This is a genomic window from Enterobacter sp. MF024 (genome assembly GCF_005843915.1).
Classification (GTDB): Bacteria; Pseudomonadota; Gammaproteobacteria; order Enterobacterales; family Enterobacteriaceae; genus Enterobacter; species Enterobacter barmai.
Map to the genome: position 1 here is coordinate 22822 of NZ_VCBB01000007.1, position 20933 is coordinate 43754.

General features: G+C 51.9%; 20 protein-coding genes. 9 read left to right on the plus strand and 11 right to left on the minus strand.

What is annotated here, in order from left to right:
• Positions 1-30 precede the first annotated feature (30 nt).
• Positions 31-552: a GNAT family N-acetyltransferase gene (locus tag FFB58_RS13700; RefSeq protein ID WP_039030537.1), complete on the minus strand. Its 522-nt coding sequence runs from the start codon at positions 550-552 to the stop codon at positions 31-33.
• A gap of 3 nt (positions 553-555) precedes the next feature.
• Complete coding sequence (locus tag FFB58_RS13705; protein WP_039030536.1) at positions 556-825, minus strand: DUF1778 domain-containing protein; 270 nt, start codon at positions 823-825, stop codon at positions 556-558.
• 313 nt (positions 826-1138) lie between these two features.
• On the opposite strand from FFB58_RS13705, the gene FFB58_RS13710 reads away from it, so the two are divergent.
• From FFB58_RS13710 to FFB58_RS13725, 4 genes are all read left to right on the plus strand, one after another.
• On the plus strand, positions 1139-1528 hold the full coding sequence (locus tag FFB58_RS13710; protein WP_138370183.1) for a hypothetical protein: 390 nt from the start codon (positions 1139-1141) through the stop codon (positions 1526-1528).
• Between the two features lie 96 nt (positions 1529-1624).
• Positions 1625-2092 (plus strand): MarR family transcriptional regulator, encoded by a 468-nt coding sequence (locus FFB58_RS13715; protein ID WP_039030534.1) that lies wholly within the window; start codon positions 1625-1627, stop codon positions 2090-2092.
• Positions 2092-3159, plus strand: coding sequence for an HlyD family secretion protein (locus FFB58_RS13720; RefSeq protein WP_138370184.1), 1068 nt, complete (start codon positions 2092-2094; stop codon positions 3157-3159). The genes FFB58_RS13715 and FFB58_RS13720 overlap by 1 nt, the downstream gene beginning before the upstream one ends.
• Complete coding sequence (locus FFB58_RS13725) at positions 3149-4246, plus strand: DUF2955 domain-containing protein (RefSeq protein WP_138370185.1); 1098 nt, start codon at positions 3149-3151, stop codon at positions 4244-4246. Before FFB58_RS13720 ends, FFB58_RS13725 begins: the two co-directional genes overlap by 11 nt.
• Here the strand turns inward: FFB58_RS13725 and FFB58_RS13730 are convergent.
• The 8 genes from FFB58_RS13730 to FFB58_RS13765 form a co-directional block, all read right to left on the minus strand.
• On the minus strand, positions 4220-5488 hold the full coding sequence (locus tag FFB58_RS13730; RefSeq protein ID WP_138370186.1) for a DUF445 domain-containing protein: 1269 nt from the start codon (positions 5486-5488) through the stop codon (positions 4220-4222). The two genes, FFB58_RS13725 and FFB58_RS13730, sit on opposite strands and share 27 nt — an antisense overlap.
• A gap of 173 nt (positions 5489-5661) precedes the next feature.
• Complete coding sequence (locus FFB58_RS13735; RefSeq protein WP_138370187.1) at positions 5662-5997, minus strand: SymE family type I addiction module toxin; 336 nt, start codon at positions 5995-5997, stop codon at positions 5662-5664.
• 222 nt (positions 5998-6219) lie between these two features.
• Complete coding sequence (locus FFB58_RS13740) at positions 6220-9483, minus strand: HsdR family type I site-specific deoxyribonuclease (protein ID WP_138370188.1); 3264 nt, start codon at positions 9481-9483, stop codon at positions 6220-6222.
• 95 nt (positions 9484-9578) lie between these two features.
• Positions 9579-10979 (minus strand): restriction endonuclease subunit S, encoded by a 1401-nt coding sequence (locus FFB58_RS13745; protein ID WP_171029961.1) that lies wholly within the window; start codon positions 10977-10979, stop codon positions 9579-9581.
• The gene (locus FFB58_RS13750; protein ID WP_138370189.1) at positions 10969-12588 is read right to left on the minus strand and encodes a class I SAM-dependent DNA methyltransferase; all 1620 of its coding nucleotides are present in this window, start codon (positions 12586-12588) and stop codon (positions 10969-10971) included. The genes FFB58_RS13745 and FFB58_RS13750 overlap by 11 nt, the downstream gene beginning before the upstream one ends.
• 49 nt (positions 12589-12637) lie before the next feature.
• Positions 12638-13819: a restriction endonuclease gene (locus FFB58_RS13755; protein ID WP_138370190.1), complete on the minus strand. Its 1182-nt coding sequence runs from the start codon at positions 13817-13819 to the stop codon at positions 12638-12640.
• A gap of 268 nt (positions 13820-14087) precedes the next feature.
• Positions 14088-14732 (minus strand): LysE family translocator, encoded by a 645-nt coding sequence (locus FFB58_RS13760; RefSeq protein WP_138370191.1) that lies wholly within the window; start codon positions 14730-14732, stop codon positions 14088-14090.
• Positions 14733-14779: 47 nt separating this feature from the next.
• A complete protein-coding gene (locus FFB58_RS13765; protein ID WP_138370192.1) occupies positions 14780-15523 on the minus strand; it encodes an AraC family transcriptional regulator in 744 nt (247 codons plus the stop codon).
• Positions 15524-15851: 328 nt separating this feature from the next.
• Here FFB58_RS13765 and FFB58_RS13770 point away from each other — a divergent pair, with 328 nt between their 5' ends.
• From FFB58_RS13770 to FFB58_RS13785, 3 genes are all read left to right on the plus strand, one after another.
• Entirely contained in the window at positions 15852-16544 is a 693-nt protein-coding gene (locus FFB58_RS13770; protein ID WP_138370193.1) for a hypothetical protein, read from the plus strand.
• 244 nt (positions 16545-16788) lie between these two features.
• Positions 16789-17268, plus strand: coding sequence for a type VI secretion system tube protein TssD (tssD, locus tag FFB58_RS13780; RefSeq protein WP_138370195.1), 480 nt, complete (start codon positions 16789-16791; stop codon positions 17266-17268).
• A gap of 123 nt (positions 17269-17391) precedes the next feature.
• A complete protein-coding gene (locus tag FFB58_RS13785; protein ID WP_138370196.1) occupies positions 17392-18762 on the plus strand; it encodes an NAD-dependent succinate-semialdehyde dehydrogenase in 1371 nt (456 codons plus the stop codon).
• Between the two features lie 426 nt (positions 18763-19188).
• On the opposite strand, the gene FFB58_RS13790 is transcribed toward FFB58_RS13785, so the two are convergent.
• Positions 19189-19734, minus strand: coding sequence for a YfaZ family outer membrane protein (locus FFB58_RS13790; RefSeq protein WP_039030524.1), 546 nt, complete (start codon positions 19732-19734; stop codon positions 19189-19191).
• 483 nt (positions 19735-20217) lie between these two features.
• Here FFB58_RS13790 and FFB58_RS13795 point away from each other — a divergent pair, with 483 nt between their 5' ends.
• Positions 20218-20490 carry a type II toxin-antitoxin system RelB/DinJ family antitoxin gene (locus FFB58_RS13795; protein WP_138370197.1) on the plus strand — a complete coding sequence of 91 codons (273 nt, stop codon included), beginning with the start codon at positions 20218-20220 and terminating at the stop codon, positions 20488-20490.
• Positions 20477-20782, plus strand: a complete 306-nt coding sequence (locus tag FFB58_RS13800; protein WP_138370198.1) for a type II toxin-antitoxin system YafQ family toxin — start codon at positions 20477-20479, stop codon at positions 20780-20782. Before FFB58_RS13795 ends, FFB58_RS13800 begins: the two co-directional genes overlap by 14 nt.
• Positions 20783-20933: the final 151 nt, after the last annotated feature.

A 20933-nucleotide genomic window follows, 5' to 3' on the forward strand; every position in this document is an offset into this window, starting at 1 on the left:
TAAGCGTCGCGCCACCCGGCGAATTACCGCTTACCCTGCAAACAGTTTCTCGATTGATTTTGTCGGGTAAAAAAGGGAATTAACGTTGCTGCCTGTTAAAGCAACAAAGCCGAGCTTCAGGTAAAAATCTTTCGCCCTGTCGTTGAGCGCATCCACAAACATGCCATGAATGCCCACAGCCTGTGAGGCTAGGTGCACCACTTTCATGGCATGGGTCACCAGCGTCATTCCCCAGCCCTGGCCCTGTAAATCCTGATGGATGGCGAGACGCCCTAACGTGACGCTGGGAACATTGACGTAGGGTACTTTGCGCTGTTGGGTTTTCGAGGGCAGGCTCTCTTTCTCAAAACAACTGCCGGACAACGTATAGTAGCCCAGCACTTTTGGCACGGGATCGTCGGTGATGAGCAGGTAAGCACGCAGCAGGCGCCCGCCGTGTTGGCGCGCAAGGTGATCAAACAGAAAACGGTTCAGGGTACTTTCCCCGCAGTCGAATTCGGTTAAATCATATTGCGTCTCATGTGAAAACATCCTTATCGTCAGATTAGCCACGCCTTACTCCATGTTTTGCAGACGTTTTGCTGCGCGTTTCAGCCTGTCGTTCGGCTCTGGCGGGTTGTCGAGTGCATCCATCACTCTGTTCCACGAATTTTCATTGAGGATCAGACGGCGGTGCTGCTCAATGACTTCTGCAGCACGTTCCGAGGCACTGTTAACCATAAACTGGGTGATCGTCTGGTTAGTCATCGCCGCAGCTTCTTCGATCAGATCCTTGTCTTCATCCGTTAACCTGAGGTCGATGCGCTGTTTTTTCAGTGCTGACATTTTTACTCCACGTTTTTTCTTGTACGGATTTCTTCCGTACATTTGACTATACCGCTTAAAGAGGGATTTTTCAATTACGCATTATTTTCGGCAGCATGCCTGGCCGCACGATAAATAATACAGGTCATCTATGCTTTAAACTCAATTCATTCTTATTGCTTATGTGTTTTTAATTAGAATTGTCTTATATCAACATTTAATATTATTGCGATTGCCAGATCTCAATATTTATGAAAAGTTAACGCTCACAACAGCCGCTGTAATATTAAGCTGTTAGCATAATGGAATGTATTAACAGGGAACGCTATAAACCATGTCAAAATTAAAAAATTACGCAGAAAGCGTGTTATTCCAGTGCGTTATTTCACACTCGGGCAAGCCATGTACGCCGGATAGCCTTGCTGCACTGTCAGAAAACTATATTTCCCGCCTTGGCAGTAACGATCTGCCGGCCACTCTGCGAAAAACCCTTAAGGATATTAAATTAAATCTTATATGGCTGAGTGATAAAAATAAGAACCAGCCCTTCGCCCACGAAGTCTGGGAAAATAAAACTTACACGCTTATGACCCTGCTCACCGAACTTTATACCGAGGTGGTGGCGTGGAATGCCGTTGAGCAATATCTGTCGGCCTCCGAGTTTCTCCTGTTTTCCCAGGAGCAAAAGGCGTTTCATAGCACCCTGCATAAAGTGATCAACTAGCCTGACCGTTTCGCAATTCCTGCTCTTAACATCCTCGTTTCTTGATACTTACCCTGATAACTATTATCTTCTCAGCGTGTGAAGCGAGGATCCCCCATGCGTGAAGAAGATCTGTTCTGCCGCAGGCCGATGGGCATGCGGATGGCAATGATTGTGCGTCAGTGGCGCGCGGTCATTGACGATGCCATTCTCGATACCGGGTTAACCCAGTCGAGCTGGACGGTGATGATGCAGCTAAAGCAACTGGGGGATAACGTCTCGGTGAGCGAACTGGCGGAGGTGCAGGGTATTGAACTGCCGCCGCTGATGCGCACCCTTTCACAGCTGGAAAAGCAGGGCTACCTGCTGCGCACCACATCGCCTTATGACAAGCGTATCCGGCTGCTGACCCTCACACCCGAGGGTAACGCGGTGCTGAAAACCCTGACGCAGGTTATCGAGACGTTCCAGGAGCGGGTATCGCAGAATATCGCCCCGGACCATCTCGAGATTTTCAGCGCCACACTTAATCAAATCGCCTGCAATCTGCGGACTATCCGCGAAGAAGATAACAAGACCAACTAATCATGACCCCTGAACAAAAGTTTGCCCGCTGGGTAAGGGTAAGTATTGCCTCTTTCCTGCTGATGTTTGTCTATTTCATTATCGCCGATATCTGGATCCCGCTGACGCCGGACTCCACGGTGATGCGCGTGGTCACGCCGGTGTCCGCCCGCGTCTCCGGCTATGTGGCGGCGGTACACGTGCACAACAACAGCCAGGTGAAGAAGGGCGATCTGCTGTTTGAACTCGATCCGACCCCGTTCCGTAATAAGGTGGATGCGGCGCAGATCGCGCTGGAGCAGGCCCGCCTCGCCAACCAGCAGCTCGACGCGCAAATCGTTGCGGCCCAGGCGAACCTGAAAACCGCCCAGCTCACCGCCCGCAACGACAAGGTCACCTTCGATCGCTATCAGAAACTCAGCACGTTGCAGAACGTCTCTCAGGCGGATCTGGATAAAGTCCGCACCACCTGGCAGGGCAGCGAGCAGGCCGTGGCGAATCTGGAAGCCAACATACATCAGCTGCACATTGAGCGCGGCGAGCGCGATGAAAAGCGTAACGTGACGCTGCAAAAATACCGCAACGCGCTGGAAGAGGCCGAGCTGAATCTGGGCTGGACGAAGATCTACGCCGAGGCGGACGGGACGGTCAGCAACGTGCAGCTGAGCCCCGGTTTTTATGCCACCTCCGGCACGGCGGCGCTGGCGCTGGTGAACAACCAGAGCGATATCGTCGCCGATTTCCGTGAAAAGAGCCTGCGCCATACCCGTCAGGGCACCGACGCGGCGGTGGTGTTTGACGCCTTCCCGGGCCACGTTTTCCGCGCCCACGTCACCAGCAGCGACGCCGGTATTCTGGCCGGGCAGGAAGCGGTGAACGGCCAGCTGTCAGAGCCGGAGACCTCCAACCGCTGGGTGCGTGACGCGCAGCGCATGCGCATTCACGTGGCGCTGGACGAGCCGCTGCCGAAGCACCTCCCGACCGGGGCGCGCGCAACCGTGCAGCTCTATAACAGCGAAGGCCCGTTTGCCCGCTTCTTCTCCGGCATGCAGATCCACCTCGTCAGCCTGCTGCATTATGTCTATTAATACTCTGGCGCGGGTTTTTACCCCGCACGGCAACATCGTCTACAGCGCCAACGACTTTCGCCAGACGCTGCGCATCGTCTTTGCCGGGATGATCGCGCTCAGCGTGTCGAGCTTCTACAACACCAGCTACGGCGTCTTTTTTGTGATCTATCCGATCATGCTCCTGTCGCTGGTGCCGGTCTTTAACCGCCACGTGGCAAAACAGTTTGTGTTTAGTTCGGCGCTGAACTGCGTCGAAATGGTGCTTATCATCGGTTATCTGGCGCAGTGGCCGGTGATTATGACCCTGGTGGTATTTGGGCTCTACGTAATGCGCTTTCGCTTTATGAGCCAGGGGCCGCTGTTCCTGTTTGGCTCGATGGGCGTCGTGTGTCAGAGCACCATGCTCAACTTTATGAGCTATCCCACCACCAACTGGCACACGCTGCTGTTCTCCAACCTTGAAGCCAGCGTGATGGCGGTATGTTTAAGCGCGCTGATGCACTATCTGCTGCCGGACGTTGAGCCCCGCACGCCGCCGCCGCGTCTGGAGAAAGACGCCGCCCGGGTGCGCCATGAATCGCTGCTCTCCGGCAGCGTGGCGACGCTGATTTTTGTGGTGTTCCAGATAAGCGATCTCAGCGATTCGCTGTCGGCGCTGATGGCGGGGATCCTGATCCTCTTCCCGATGCACTATCGCGGCGCGGTGATGAGCTCCCTGTGGCGCGTGGTCGGGGTGGTGCTCGGCTGCCTCTATATTCTGCTGGTGCAGATGGTGCTCTACGATCACAGCAGCCACATGCTGCTGATGATGCCGCTGATCGGTCTCGGGCTGGGGTTTGGCGCCCGCCTGCACGTCATGGAGAAGGTGGGGGCCGGGGTCGGTTTTGCCAGCATCACCACCATCGGGATTATGTTCGGCCAGAATATGCACCCGGACGGCGACCTGGTGTTCAGCGATCTCTACCGCATCGTTTCGGTGACGGTGGCGCTGGTGGCGACCCTGACGATGGTGTTCCTTATGCACCTGTTTCTCAACTGTTTCGCGCCGACGCGCTACATGATTAACCCGCCTCAGGTCTCAGTGGAGAAACGTCGGGATAGTTGACAGCAGGAACAAAATCAGCCCGATGGTGCCGCCCACCAGGGTGCCGTTGACGCGGATAAACTGCAGGTCCTTGCCGATGTTCAGTTCAATCTGGCGGGACATATCTTTGGCATCCCAGCCTTTGACCGTGTCGCTGATGTGGCGGGTGAGGAAACGGGCAAAATCCGGGGCCACGCGGTGCGCGGCCTGCTCCAGATGTTCGTTCAGCGAAGCGCGCAGGTTGGTATCCGCCACCAGGGTTTCACCGAACCACAGCCCGGCGTTGGCGAAGCGCTGCTTCACGCGGGAGTCGTCGCGCTGCATATCGGCCTTCAGCCACTGGCGCAGGTCGGCCCACATCTCGCCCAGATAGCGGTTAAAGGCCTCGTCGTTCTTCAGATAGGTTTTGATGTTCTCGGCTTTAGCCGCGGTTTCCGGGTCGTTTTTCAGGTTATCGACCAGCTTAAGCACCGCGCGGTCAAAGGCCTGGCGGATCTGATGGGTGCGGTCGTGGCTGACGTCATCCAGAATGGCGTTCACCGCATTCGACACCAGCTCGGCGCTCTGATCCCCCAGCCATTCGGTGGGTAAAATCATCGCCTTACGCGGGTGCTCGGTCTTCAGCCAGTGGACGATCTGCGCGGCGATCAAGTCGCGGGTGCTGTCGCGCTGCAGGAGGGTGATCATGCGGTTAATCACCGCGTCCAGCAGCACCTGGTGACGGTTGTTTTTGGTCATGCTCTCCAGCATCGCGGCGCTGGTTTCGCTGAAATCGACCTTATCCAACGCCTTATGCACCGCCCGTTTCAGCATGCGCTGAATGCGCCCGTCGTCGGTCAGCTCCAGGAACCCGCTCATCACCTGCATGATATGCAGCCCGACGCGCTGGGCGTTATCCGGTTGGCTGAACCAGTTGCCGATAAGCAGCGCCGGTTCGTGCTTACGGATAAGCGCGACCAGCGACTGGGTATCGAGAAATTTCTCCTGTACAAACTGGCCGAGATTGTCGCCAATCCGGTCCTTATTGCGCGGGATAATTGCCGTATGTTTCGAGATAAACGGGATCGGCACCCGGCGAAACAGTGCTACCACGGCAAACCAGTCCGCCAGCGCGCCGACCATCGCCGCTTCGGCAATGGCCTTCACCCCGCGCACCCAGAAGGTCTGGGGCAGGAACAGGGTTACGATAAAAGTCGCGGCGGCAATCAGCAGCAGCGACAGCGCCAGGAGCTTGGCGCGTTTGAGTTCAGCGAGTTTTTCCATAGGGTTAAGGATAGAGGGAGAAAAGGCGAAGGGGCAAGGGCGCTGGCGTTTTCCCCGGTGGCGCTGCGCTTACCGGGGCTACATCGGGTGTTTCGGTGTTGTAGGCCTGATAAGCGTAGCGCCATCAGGCGTTTTAAGGGGTAACAGATATATTACCCCGGGCCAGGCCGTGATTAGCGGAAGGTATTTTTATTCCGTTCTACCATGTTAATAAACTCAAGGATCTGCTGCTGCTTGCGGTTAGACAGATTCTGCACCCGGCGGAAGCTGTCTTCGAGCGTCGGCTCCATCGCTTTGGCGGTAATCACAATACACTCCTCCATCACCCGCACCTCCAGCTTTCTGCCGGTGGTGAAGCCCGCTTTTTCCAGCCACTGGCCTTTTAATATCAGCGCCGGGGAACGATCGTATTTCGGATAATTGCTCACATACGACACGGTATAACTGCGCAGGGTGGAAGGAAACACTACAGGTTTAAGCTGTTCTGCAATAGAATCAATATCAGTCATGGTCTCTATTCTCTCGAAATAGGGGTTGTGATGAGCGATACGGCCGTGTTGCTGCACGGCTGTATCGCGCTAAATATCACCTGTAAATCTACCCAGTAAAAGAAAATAAATCCATATAAATACAGGATTTAATAAAGACGTTATTGGAATTATTCATTGAATGATTTATCTGGCATGAAATATATAGCAGGCCGGATAAAATAAATTATCCGACCGGTAATATTAATGCAGCGTATTAATATGGTGCTGTTTAAAATTCTCTGCCTGCATCAGAACACCCATATAAATATCGTCGTTCGCTACTGGCGGGAATTTGTGCTTATGCAGCAACAGGATCAGCTCAACTTTCAGTTTCGCTTTGATATCATCGCGCTTACTCCAGTCCGGATACTTCGACGTATTATCCACCACCGCCTTCATCTCTTTCGCCAGCGCCAGCATTTTGCCATCTTCATAGGTGAACTGATATTTATCCCGCATATGCGCCAGAATGTCGTAGAAGGCTTTTTCTTCAAGGTCGATGCCTAAATCAGCATAGGTGCCCATCTCGGTTTTAATATCGTAGATAATGTCGGTCATTTCCTGACTGAAGTTATCGAACTCTTCGCCATTCAGCACGTCATCTTCCCGGCGCTCATTATATCTGTCCATAATGGCCTGGAAGCGGCGGGTAAAATTGATCCCCTGAAGCTGATTCACTTTTTTAAAGTCGCTGATGGCTTTCTCCAGCAGTTTTTGCAGCAGCTGGATTTTGGTTGCCGGAAGTTTGATCTTGTTGATGCGCGCCAGATAATCTTCATCAAAGATATCAATGGACTCCGCCTTTTTATCGCCGAGGAAGAACAGCTCTTCCACGCCGTCTGCTTTTAGCGCCTCAGCGATGATCTCGCGTACGCGCGCGTTCATCTGGGTCACGTCCGGGGCATCGCCTTTGGTCAGCTTAAAGACAATCGAACGTACGGCGAGGTAAAAGTGGATGTAGTCACGTTCCGCCTGCGAAAGCGCTTCGCTGCCGCAGCAAACGTCATAAGCGGCCTTCAGACGCTTAACCAGCCCCATAAAGCGGCGTTCTGTCTTCTGGGTACGCATAACAAATTCTGCCGCCCGGTTCAGGCAGGCAAGCTGCGCCTGCGGTTCTCCGGTGAAATAAGCCCGGCTGTCGAATTCGTGGAATACCTGCGCCAGCAAATCGAGGTGATTTTTCACCTCAATCACCGACTGCTGAATATCTTCAAAGTTGGTGGCATCAATGCGGGAATACATCGCCAGCGCCTGGTTCATCTGGCGCTTGATGCCAATATAGTCGACAACTAACCCTTTGCTTTTGCCTTCCAGCTTGCGGTTGACGCGGGAAATGGTCTGGATCAGGTTGTGCTTTTGCAGGGGCTTATCAATATAGATGGTATCCAGTTCCGGCACGTCGAAACCGGTCAGCCACATGTCCACCACAATGGCGATTTTGAAGTTCGACTTCGCGTTTTTAAACTGTTTATCCAGCTCTTTGCGATGCTCTTTACTGCCAAGTAAATCATAGAGCGTGGCGTCATCATCTTTACCGCGCGTCATTACCATCTTCACCATTTCTGCAGGCGGCAGTTCTTTTTGTTCTTCGTCCGTTAATTCAACACCTTCTGGGGCTTGTTTGACGTCAAACCACGCCGGGCGAAACGCTTTTAACTCGCGGTAAAACGCCCAGGCAATCTCACGGCTGGCACAGACAAACATCGCTTTGCCTTTTACCGTGGAGCCTTCCGCTACGCGGCCCTCATAGTGTTTCGCAAAATCTTCCGCCAGTGCTTTCAGCCGGTCTTCATCGCCCAGAATGGCGTTCATGGTGGCGCTGGCTTTTTTGCTTTCGTCGATTTGCCATTCGTTGGTACCGGCGTTAGCGCACTCTTCGTAATACTTTTCCACCTCTTCCAGCTTTCCGGTATCGAGGATGACCTTTGCAGCTCGGCCTTCGTAGACGATACGCACGGTGATCTCATCCTGGACGGATTCGGTCATGGTGTAGCTGTCCACCACCGCACCAAAGACATCCAGCGTAGCGTCAATGGGGGTACCCGTGAAGCCAACGTAGGTCGCGCCCGGCAACGAGTCGTGCAGATATTTGGCGAACCCGTAGGTTTTGCGCACCTTGCCGCTCTCTTTATCAACTATCACTTTCTGGTCCAGATTGACCTGGCTGCGGTGCGCTTCGTCAGAAATGCAGATGATATTGCTACGCTCAGAGAGCAGCTCGGTATCTTCGGTAAATTTATGGATGGTGGTCAGGAAGACGCCGCCGCTGTTGCGACCGGCCAGCTTTTCCCGCAGATCGTCACGGCTGGTGACGGGCACCACGGTATCGTCGCCGATGTAATTTTTGGCATTGCACATCTGCACTGAGAGCTGATCGTCGAGATCGGTACGATCGGTGATCAGCACGATGGTCGGGCTGGCAAAGTCCACGCTTTTCATCAGCAGGCGGGTTAAAAACTGCATGGTGTAACTTTTACCGCAACCGGTAGCGCCAAAATAGGTACCACCTTTACCATCGCCCAGCGGTTTACGTGCCCGCTTGATGCTGTAGTAAAGCTTGCGTGCGGCATAGTATTGCGGATAGCGACAGCAGATTTTTATTTCGTGTTTGGCCTTATCCGGGAAGCAGATAAAGTTTTTGATTACATCCAGCAGGCGGACCGGATGAAACAGGCCCTGGATCATCGAGTGCAGGGAAGGGATGCCGTCCTGCTCGCGGTTTTCATTACCGGTGACCTTTCGCCAGGAGTAGAAATATTCGTAAGGCGCAAACAGGTTTCCCATGCGGTTATTGACGCCGTCGCTGATGATGCACAGGGCGTTATAGACAAACAGCTGCGGGATATCGCGGCGGTAGCGGGTGCACAGCTGTTTATGGGCGTCGCCAATATTGGCTTCCTGCTCACGCACGGCGCTTTTAAATTCGAAAACCACCAGAGGCAGGCCGTTGATATACAGGATGGCATCCGGAATACGCGGCTGATTTTCTTTGCCGGTAATTTTAAGCTGATTAACCACCTTAACGCGGTTCAGCGGCTGGATCATATAGGTTGCGGAAGGTTCAGCTGCCTGTTGCAGCTGTACTTCTTCGGTATCGAACAATTCACGTAGTGCAGCGGGAAGATGGCGTGTATCGAGCAGCTCGATATAGAGATCTTTCTGCTGTCGATCGTCACGTTTAAACAGGAAACCGTTGGCCAGCCAGGAACAGAAGGTTTTGTTACTTTCATAAAGATCGGAGGCGGGGAGGGTGGTGAACTGTTTGATCAACCGCTGGATTTCCGCTTCGGTGATGCCCTCGATCTGATAGCGGGCGGCGAGGTAGTGACGAAGATCTTCTTCGATAATGACCTGATCTAAGCTGGAACGAGGCACATCATCGCCTGTCAGGTGCGGGTAGCCCTGCTCCTGTAGCAGTTCAATAATGGCTTGTTCTAACTTCGCTTCACTGAATGAGAGGCTCATATCTCGCTCCGGCCCTGGCTGGTTTTCTGGTAAGGCTTCCTGTAAGAAGAGGAAACCTTACCAGAAAGCCCCTGATTTTACAGGGGCAACGTGCGTTATGCGGCTTCGGTTTGTTTGATGAGATCGGGGAGATCCTCCAGGGACAGCTCGCCGGAGATGAGTTTGGGGAGCAGGGTGTCTCGGAGGTTTGTTAAAGCAATATTTTGATAATTATTATTCAGTATTTTTGAAAAATAATTTTTAACAAGCAAAGAATAACTTTTTGTTAATTCTTCATCGCAAAAAGGAACTTTAATATTTTTGAAAGTATCTCTTGTTATTGTGTTGAAAACTGAGCCGTGTCCCATTTGTTGAAGAGTCTGGACTGTATTTTTTAATTGGAAGTAAACATATTCATCAGAAATATTATTTTTACCGATAACGCCATAGCATGACTGATTCATTGCCATCGGTACAGCAACCATAGCACATTTCCCTACAGTTCCTCTGGCGCTGATTATTGTTGTTCCTTTTCTTAATAACTTTGCGGAGGAATTGTTGAGCCCTTCAGTGGTAATGTTTTTCTCTGTAGTTAATACATATACGTCGGATTCATTAGGTGCATCGACGACAGAGAACCACGGAATATCTCCATTCCAGTACTCTTCTACAGAGGTTTTAGGTGTGCCACCACCAATTAGTTCTATCAAATCGTTAAAAGATGTTGTTATCCAACCTTTCGGCACCCAGCCCAACTCTGTTTCTTCGAATTCAGCCGGAAACAGTGCACGAATATCCGCCGGAAGTGGTTTGAAATCTGCACTATTGCGTACTTTTTGACGCAGCTCGGCGCGAGATTGCAGCGCTTCCGGGATTGAGTTTCCCGCATCCAGCGCGTTATCAATCACCGGATCGAAATCTACAAACCAGGATTTGAACAGGGTTTGAGACATTTGCTCTAAGTCGCAATTAATTTTTTGATTAATAGCTATTTTATCATCAAGAGACGATAATAATTTCGATATTGAATCTTGAATTGTTCTCGGTGGGTTGGGAACTATAAGTTTATTTAAATCGCTGCCTGTTATTCCTGAAACAGCAGTTTGACGTAAAATAGTACTTAACAACCATTTGCCATAATTAGAGTTGAATAAATAATAATAGTATGCTGGATTCGCTATTTTTTGATTAAGACGGACTCTTATTATTGATGATTCAAAAGTTGTAAGGTCATCTGCATTGACAATTAGTGAACACTTTCCTGCACCTTCAGCTGTTAGTGAACGTCGAGCAAATATGAGATCACCTGTATTTAAAAGAGAGGTTGCACACTCTTTTTCTGAAAGTTCAACCCTTTTCATTTCTATAGATGTATTTAAACGGGAGTAGGAAAATAACTCTCCCATATTCACTATCTTGCATCCACGTCCATGAAATTCTTTTGATTTATAAATTCCATTTCTGACTGGTATACTCATTAATTCTCGGAATTCGAGTTGCTGAAACTTACTCTCCATAACCCAGTGCCTCCAGGTTCTGGCGAATCGCGTTATCCAGTTCTTCCGCCTGCTTCATCTGCGCAAACAACGTTGTCGACAACTCGCGCATTTTGGTTTCAAACGCCACGCCGTCGTCTTCCTGCTCGGCGGCGCCGACGTAGCGGCCGGGCGTCAGCACATAGTCGTTAGCCTTGATCTCTGCAATAGTCGCAACTTTGCAGAATCCAGCCTGATCTTCGTATTGCGTCAGCTTACTGTCGCCACGCTTAACGCGCTCGGCCAGCTCTTCCGGCGTGCTGCGCCAGGCATGGTAGGTGTCGGCGATGGTGGCGATATCGTCTGCCGTCAGCTCTTTGGTGGTGCGGTTCATCATGATGCCGAGGTTACGCGCGTCGATAAACAGCGTTTCGCCTTGACGGTTGCGATAGCCCTTGGCCGGATCGGCGGCTTTCGATTTGGTCATGAACCACAGGCATACCGGGATCTGCGTGGTATAGAACAACTGGCCGGGCAGGGCGATCATGCAGTCGATCAAATCGTTTTCGATCATCTGTGCGCGGATCTCGCCTTCGCCGCTGGTGTTGGAACTCATCGAGCCGTTCGCCAGCACAAAACCGGCGGTGCCGTTAGCCGACAGCTTGGATACCATATGCAATATCCAGCCGTAGTTGGCGTTGCCGGTTGGTGGCGTGCGGTAGCCTGCAAAACGCGGGTCTTTGGTCAGCTCGGCGTCGTTACGCCAGTCTTTCAGGTTAAACGGCGGGTTCGCCAGAATATAGTCAGCTTTCAGGTCTGGGTGCTGATCGCTGAAGAAGGTGTCGGCTGGGCGTTCGCCGAGGTTGGCGGAGAGGCCACGAATGGCGAGGTTCATTTTCGCCAGTTTGTAGGTGGTGGCCGTCAGTTCCTGGCCGTACAGGGCAATATCACGGCTTTTCCCCTGATGGCTTTCAACAAACTTCACCGACTGGACAAACATCCCCGCCGAGCCGCAGCAAGGGTCATAAATTTTGCCCTGGAAGGGTTCTAGCATTTCGGTCAGCAGCGTTACCACGCACTTCGGCGTATAGAACTCACCGCCGCCTTTGCCTTCGGTGGCGGCAAACTTGCCGAGGAAGTATTCGTAAACGCGTCCGACCAGGTCCTCTTTCGACAGGGCTTCAACGTCGGTTTCGTGCGCCAGCGTTTCGATGTTGTCGATGGTGTCGATCAGCGACGCCAGCTTTTTGGTTTCCAGATTCTGACGGCTGAAGTAGTTATCCGGCAGCGCGCCTTTCAGCGTCGGGTTGCGCTTCTCAATGGTAGAGAGGGCGGTATCGATGCGTACCGCAATGTCGTCCTGCTTGGCATTCTGTTTGATGCACGACCAGCGTGCCTCTTCCGGCAGATAGAAGATGTTGTCCTGCTGGTAGAAGACCTCCATGTCCAGGAAGTCTCCCTGGCCGTCGTCCTTCATTTTCTGGCGGCGTGCTTCGAACTTATCGCTGATAAATTTCAGGAACACGAGGCTCAGCACAACGTGTTTGTACTCGGAGGATTCAACGCTGCCGCGAAGCTGATTCGCGGTATCCCATAATGTGTCTTCAAAGCCTTTCTTTGCTTTGGCTTTTTTGGTTGGTGCTTTGGCCATGATGAACTCAATCAGGAAAAATTTGGCGCCTATTGTAACGATTATGGTGTTAAATTTCGCCTTTCAATCCTTCTTCCAGTTCATCAAAAAGTTGTAAATCTACATCCAGCAGCTCGACGGCATTGCTGCGACGAATACCGACGTTATTCTCAATCAACAGTTCCAGCAGGCGATCGCCGTCGATCAAGGTGATAGGCGCAGCGCCAGGATGCAGGGCTGCTTTTTCACAGTTGCCAGCAAATCGCCCGGTGGTAATTAAGGTGCCGCGAATCGCGCTGTGATAGGGCAGTGCACCGCGCAACTGGTCGATTACGGGGCGAGTGATATTGCTCTGCATACGTTTAACCTGCACCACCTCGGTAATGGTGGTGATGCCCACCTGCACCCGGCCCACCACATCCACACCCTTATCACCCGAGGCTTTGGTCACTTCAACCTGCTCATAGCCCATCGCTTCCAGAAGCTGACCAATCAGGTGCTCAAACTTGTAGGGGTTCATGGTGCTGATTTGTTCGCGCAGCAGCTCTTTTTGCTGGTGGTTATAGCGTTTTACCGCTTCCAGCAGCTCTTTGCGCGGATCGATCTCGCGGGTAGGGAGTGCTTTTCCAAGCCAGGTGCGGCCTGTGTCGGTAATGTGGTAACTCATACCTTCACGAGCCACCATGTCACGCTCAATCAGATTATAGAGACGGGAATAGAGCGTGCTTTTAACCGAACTTGTGGAAGCAAATTTTGAGTGCTGATGTAAAAAAGCCTGCCACTCCGGGAGCAAATCTGCACGACGGGACATTTCCCGTCCGGCTAACAGTTCCAGCAGCTGTAACAGCCCTTCCTGTTCGTCCAGCGAGCGGAGCGTGGCGTCGTCATCGGCAAGGAATTGTTCCCCGCGCTGAGTCGGTACCCATGCGTCTTTTGTCGTGGTTTCCATCAGCTCGAACTGAGGATAGTTAAGAAAGAGGTAGCTGCCATAGCTATGGCGAGGGTTCAGTATGTGGTTGTCCTGCTCCCAGATGCGTCGTGCAATTTCTGCCGCTTCACCTGTTAAACGATCGTTGATCCACATATCGGGCTCAGACCAGTCCACCGGGTTTTGTGGAGTGCCGGTTTGTTCATGGATAGCGGTGATCATATTGCGCACGGATTTTACTGAATAGCCTGACACGGCTTTCATCATCGCTTTTACTTGAGCATAGGTTGGAAAAAGCGGCGTGATAACTTTGTAATTTTTCACGTTATTCCCTGAACGAGTGTGGAGTGCTTAGCTTGCCATCTCAGTGAAATAATTCTATTAAAACTGTCACTTATATTGTATGTAGATTATGGTTTTACACGTTTTCTGAATCGACCTGAAAAATATTCTAAAACCCGGTTCAACGCTATCCTGCACGATCAAAACAAGAATTAACCTCCGGCGGTATTTCCCCCGGTGGCGCTGCGCTTACCGGGGCTACATGCCCTGTAGGCCTGATAAGCGTAGCGCCATCAGGCGTTTTCTGTGCTCAGAGTGATGTGAAAAATTGCCACAGGATCCAGACGCCAAACGCGATCAGCACCACCCCCGCTGCGCGCTCCATCTTCCAGATATGGTCGCTCAGCCGCCGCTGAATGGCAGGCAAGGCGATAACGGAAACCACCGCCAGATCCCACACCAGCACCACTGTGACCATCCAGAGACCGCTGACCGACTGCTGGAGCAGGGTCACGTTTGGGCCCAGCAGGGCGGTCATCAGCGCCAGATAAAAGAGCGCATTTTTCGGATTTAATACCGCCGATCCCAGACCAAGCAGGAACTGCCTGCGTAAGCCTGGACGCTCCGTCTGCGCATTATCCAGCGCCAGAGTACGGGCGCGGCTGTGGATCAGATGCCAGCCGATCCACAGCAGATACAGGGCTCCCAGTAGCTCAATGACGTTAAAAAGCAGGGTGAACTGGCGCAGCGCGCTCCAGCCGAGTATCACCAGCAGGATGTAGAGCCCGTTGCCCAGGGCGATCCCCACGCACAGCCCGGCGCTGCCGCGCAGACGGTGGCGGGCGGCAAATCCCATCAGTAAAAAGAAGTCCGGGCCGGGGCTGAGCAGGGCGACGAAATGCGCCAGCGCAAGGGCCAGAAAAGCGGGCGGAAAGAGAGTGGTGAGCAGTTCCATAGTGACCTCATCAGCAAAACTGAGGTCAGGTTACAGAGGGGCGGACGCTAATTATTGTCGGATATTGATCGCCCGGTGGCGTACTGGCGCGGCGTGGCGGCAGCGTAGCTGACAAAGGTTTTATGGAAATGGCTCTGATCGGCAAAGCCGCTCTGGTAGCTGACGTCGGCGATGTCATCCCCGGCGCGCAGACGCGCTTTGGCGAACTCGACTCGGGAAATGGCCAGGAAAGTGCCGGGCGTCAGGCCGGTATCCTGCTTAAAGGTTCTGATAAGTGTCTCTTTGCGCAGTGAAAAGCGCCGGGCCAGAACATCCAGCGAGGGCGGTGCCTGCAGGCTGTGGCGTAACGTCTGAAGCAGGGCAAGGCTGGAGGGACGGAGGGCGTCAGGCGGGGCGCTGTTTTCTGTAAGCCCCGAGAGCAGAGTAGCGATCGCCTCGGGGGAGAGGGTGTCAACCACCGCCAGATACTGGCGGAACAGCGCCTCGCTGCGGATCATCTGCATGGCGGGCTCAATATCGGTATCGAGATAAAGCATGTGGTAGCTGCGGGGCTGTCCCTCAACGGGGTTACAGCTGTGCGCCATATGCGCCGGAATGACAATCAGATCGCCCGGGTAGAGGGTGAACGGCTCGCCGTTGCAGGAGCAGCAGGTCTGCCCCTCGAGGATCGCGCCAATGGAGAGCTGCGCATGGCTGTGACGCTTATAGGCCTGGGTGCTCTGCCAGGTACTGCGCAACTCCACGCCGGGCTGGCGGATAAAGGTCTGATTGACGTGACGGGTATGGGTCATGGCGGCTACCGGTGTGAGGGGTATGGGGGTTATAGCATGCTTCGCGATCAAAACAAGAATTAACCTCGGTGGTATTTCCCCCGGTGGCGCTGCGCTTACCGGGGCTACAAAGTGTGTGCCGGTTTGCTTTTGTGTTTCTGGATGACCCCGTTTTATACTCAACTATTTTAATTACCCAAAATAGTAAAAACACATATGACTAATTTTGGTGATATAAATAATTTATTTATAGATGACATGAATATTATTTTTAGCTCGCAAATAATTATTTTTTTTAGGGGGATGAAGTGATATAAAGTTTAACGATTATAAAAAGGAGATAGATATCATGGTAGATACTGCTATTTTCATTGGAGATATAGCTACAGATGATGTGAAAAAAATCGCTGACCGAATAGTTGATATTCTTGTATCACCGGGTGTGATTCCTGGCTTGATAAATGGAGCGCTTACTGTTCCTCTTGACCTTGGATACCTTGCCATAGGCTATTTTGATACAGACTCTCGCTTTAAACATCAAACTGAACGAATCCGCATGGCGGAGGCAATTCATAACGATATTTTAAATTATGACCACGTTACAAACGCAGTTGAGATGATCTTTGAAAAATTTAATAAATATCTCACTATAAGCCAGCAAAATAGTGTTTATCGTGGCGTTGTTTCATCCGTTGCAGGTCGCTTGGTCACCGCGAAAATTATCTCTTCTATAGGAGCCGCAGTTCTGACACGTGTCTCGTTTATTGGCGCTGCGTCCGCTAACAGCTGGATCGGTAAGGTCACCATGCTGTTGCTTATAGGGGGGATGGCGGAGCGTTCCATAAGTGTGTCAGAAGAGCTTGCTATCAAAGCGCCTGAAATTTATCAATTACTTCGTCCACATGATTACGATCTGTCTTATTTTCTTTTTGAGCCTGCTGTAAAACCATTTGTTGAAGCAATCCATATAGCTCATCAACTGGGGCAGCCTTACTTCAATAAAATAATTGAGATAGTTGAGAGTCAATTAAATGTCAATTAACAACCGCTCTTCGGGGTTTAAAAAAATTTCACGCACGCTTGTATCAAGCGTTGTCTTTATCTGGAATTTCGTCGAGTCAGCATTATTTATAGGTGGCTTAATAATGTGCATCATGCTACCTGTCGCGTGGCCTATGAAGTTTGTTTATGCTGCTGTATGGTTGGTCTTATTCTACATATGTTCGAAAGTAGTCGGTGTGTTAGAAAATTATCGTAACAGGATAAATTGAAAAGAGGGAAATAATATGTCAAATCCAGCTTATTTATGGTTAACGGATGAAAATGGCTCTCCTGTAGTTGGAGGGTGTTGCGTCCTGGGGCGTGTAGGATCTATCGAGATAAAGTCGTTGTCCCATCACATGACTATCCCAACAGATTCAAATACGGGCAAGTTAACCGGTACACGTATCCATACACCAATATTGTTTCAAAAAGAGTTTGACCGGGTAACCCCTCTTTTATATCGCGCTATTAGTCGCGGCTATACCCTCAAATCAGCAGAAATAAAAATGTATCAAATAGTAGATGCAGGCAGGGAGGTCGAATATTTTAATATTTTTATGGAAAACGTAAAAATCACGGGTATTACACCCAGCCTTCATCCGGGTTCCGGTACTGGAACACATTTAGAAAACATTGAGCTTCGCTACGAGTCTATTCAGTGGAAGTATGTTGATGGAAACATCGCCTTTAAGGACAGCTGGAACGAACGCTGTGTGGCATGAGTGCCCAGTACTCAACAAAAACGTGCCACCTCCGGGTGGCCCCCTTTTTATACCCAACTTTACCTTCATGCCCAGCTATTTTGACTACCCTTAATACCCCAAGCGGTAAAAAAGGAGGCAACAATGGCCTATCAGACAGTGAATCCTGCCAACAACAAACTCATCAAAGAATATCCTTCTCATACTGATGCTGACGTCGAAGCGGCGCTGAAAACGGCTGATGCGCTCTACCATTCCGACTGGTCAAAAGGCAGTATCGACAAGCGCCTGGCGGTGCTGCACAAGCTGGCGGATCTCATTGATTCCCGCAGCGAAGAGCTGGCAAAAATCGCCAGCGTGGAGATGGGGAAACTCATTGCCCAGAGCCGCGGCGAGGTAAAACTCTGCGCGCAGATCGCTCGTTATTATGCGGATAACGCGAAGCAGCATCTCGCCCCGGTGAAATACCCGTCGGAGCTCGGCGAGGCGTGGGTTGAGCATCACCCCATCGGCGTGGTGATGGCCGTGGAGCCGTGGAACTTCCCCTATTACCAGCTGATGCGCGTTCTTGCCCCGAACCTCGCGGCAGGTAACCCGGTGATCGCCAAACATGCCAGCATCGTGCCGCACTGTGCCGAAACCTTTGCTCATCTGGTGCGTGAAGCCGGTGCTCCGGACGGAGCCTGGACCAACCTGTTTATCTCTTCAGATCAGGTGGCGAAGATCATCGCGGACGACCGCGTGCAGGGTGCTGCGCTCACCGGGTCGGAAAAAGCCGGTAGCGTGGTGGCGGCTCAGGCGGCGAAGCACATCAAAAAATCGACCCTCGAACTGGGCGGTAACGACGTCTTTGTAGTGCTCGACGATGCCGACCTGGAGAAGGCGGTGAAGATTGGCGTCAACGCGCGCCTTGCCAACGCCGGGCAGGTCTGTACCGCAGCTAAGCGCTTTATTCTGCACGAGAAAATCGCGGAGCAGTTCCTGGCTAAATACACCGAGGCCTTTAAGCAGGTGAAGATCGGCGATCCGCTGGATGAGAGCACCACGCTTGGCCCGCTCTCCTCAAAAGATGCGCTGGAAACCCTGACCAGACAGGTACAAGAGGCGGTGAAAAATGGCGCGACGCTGCACTACGGCGGCAAGCCGGTGCAGGGTGAGGGCAGCTTCTTTGAGCCGACCATCCTGACCAACATCACTCGCGATAACCCGGCGTACTTCGAGGAGTTCTTCGGGCCGGTGGCGCAGATCTACGTGGTGAAAGACGACGAGGAGGCGGTCAAACTCGCCAACGACTCGCACTACGGTCTGGGCGGCGCGATCTTCAGCAAAGACACCGATCGCGCTAAAAAGATGGCCTCGAAAATCGAGACCGGGATGGTGTGGATCAACTGGCTCACCGATACCGCCGCAGAGCTGCCGTTTGGCGGCGTGAAGCGTTCCGGTTACGGGCGTGAGCTGTCGGATCTGGGGATCAAAGAGTTTGTGAACCAGAAGCTGGTGGTGATTCGCCGATAGGGAACTGAACGGTAAAAAGGCAGCAGATCTGCTGCCTTTTTTATCTCTTCGCCATCCTGATAACAGGTGATCACCGCCGGTAAATTTCTCTCTTTGTGAAGTATCGCCCTGAAAATAACACCTTTTGAAATTTATGCTGCTGCGGTCTCTCTTTGTCAGGGAGATACATCAGGAATGTTTATTTTATAAGGAGTTATAATTATGGGAAAAATTATTTTAGCGGCCTTAGTTGCTATATTTATGATGACTACTTTCTCAGCCATGGCCTGGACGCACGGGCAGCATTCGCACCGCGACGCAGGTTCACATCATAGCGGCTACTGCCCTTATAACTAACTGAAATGCTAAGGCACACCCGAGGGTGTGCCTTATTTGATCACGCAGGGGCGGCTGTTTCGTTCAGCCCATCCCATCCCTGCAGCATCATCAGAAGCTTACGCCGCCGCCAACGTAGGCGCCGTCAATCAGGGTGTGGTTCGGGCGGCCGTCTTTGCCATCAACGCTCACGTGGCGGTAACCCACTTTCAGCGTGACGGGTTTGACCGGGGTCCAGCTCACGCCGCCGTTGGCTTCAACGTAGTTTTTCACGCTGTTGTTTAGCCCTTCCGGGGCGACATAACCTTCACCGAACACGTTAATGCTGTCGGTCAGAGCAACGTTTACGCCGCCGCCGACAGGGAACGCCACGCCGTTATCGCCTTTTTTCGGCCCGATGTAGATGGCTTTTGCCCCGGCATTCAGCATTACCGGGCCCACTTCAACGTTGTAGCCCGCGCCAACGCCGCCGGTCTGGGTGCCGTCGTCAGTGTTTTTCAGCCAGTTGCTTTCGGCATACAGACCTGAGGAAGATTTACCCATCTCAAGGTTCAGGTTGGTAAAGTTTTTGCTCTGCTCAATGCTGCCGCCCATCGCCATCGCGGAGCCAGAGATCGCGGTCAGTGCAGAAAGAATGAAGATATTAAGCTTTTTCATGTTTTATGCCTCGTCATCTAATTTGTCTGCGAACACCCTAACAGGCGAGGTTTACGGCTGCAAATGTGACTGTGAGCGAGGTTTTATGCTGATTTTGTTTGGATATTGTTCTGATGATGTGTTTGAAAGGTTTCGATACCGCCGCGTCAATCGTTAAGTTTTTCACGTTGAGAGGCGGTTTAGATTATTGGCTAAATAGAAGCTGAACGGTGGGGAAAAACTGGTTAGCCATGAATTAATTGGAGTTCTTATAATTTCCAATAATGTTTCTGATGTAACAGATAAATACGTGGATTTACATTTTGAGCGGTAACTTTACTGCACTGCACCCGACAATCCCCGGTGGCGCTGCGCTTACCGGGGCTACATGACCGTAGGCCTGATAAGCGAAGCGCCATCAGGCGTTTTTTTATAGAGCCAGAAGAGTATGCAACCAGGTTATTTTGTGGCTACAATGTAGCTACAAAATAGTAAGGAGGCACCATGGATTCCGTTATTCGATCGCGTATCGACAGTGAATTGAAAGCTCGCGCGGGTTCTGTACTTGAAAGCTGCGGCCTTAACTGGAGTACGGCAATTCGCCTGTTCGCAGAACAGATTGTAAAAAATGAGGGGATCCCATTTGAGGTGACCCGCAAACCCACCGCACGGTTACGCAATGCGATGCGCGAAGCCGACGAAATTTCCACACACCAGCATGGACGCTTTGATGGTGTTGAGCAGCTCATGGAGAGCTTAGACGATGGGAAAGAGTAAACGCGCCCCGCTACCGTACCGCTCTGATTACACAAAAACCTTTGTTAAAGCCTGGGAACGCTACAACAAAGCTGGCCGGAGAGATATGCACGACACGGCAGCGATCATGTCGTTAGTGCTTTCCGGCAATCCCCTTCCTGCCGAGTACAGCGATCACGCCCTGACCGGCGATATGCAAGGATTCCGGGAACTGCATATCGGGGGGGATTATCTTCTGGTTTATCGCATCGATAATACAAAGCATCTGGTGGTGTTTACCGACCTGGGGACACATGCGGAGTTGTTTGAGTAACGGTGCTTTCCCCGGTGGCGCTGCGCTTACCGGGGCTACGTGACCGTAGGCCTGATAAGCGCAGCGCCATCAGGCGTTTTCCCCTCACCCTAGCCCTCTCCCCATAGGGGTTGAGGGATCCCCACAAAAAAAAGTGGCACGGTCTGCCCCC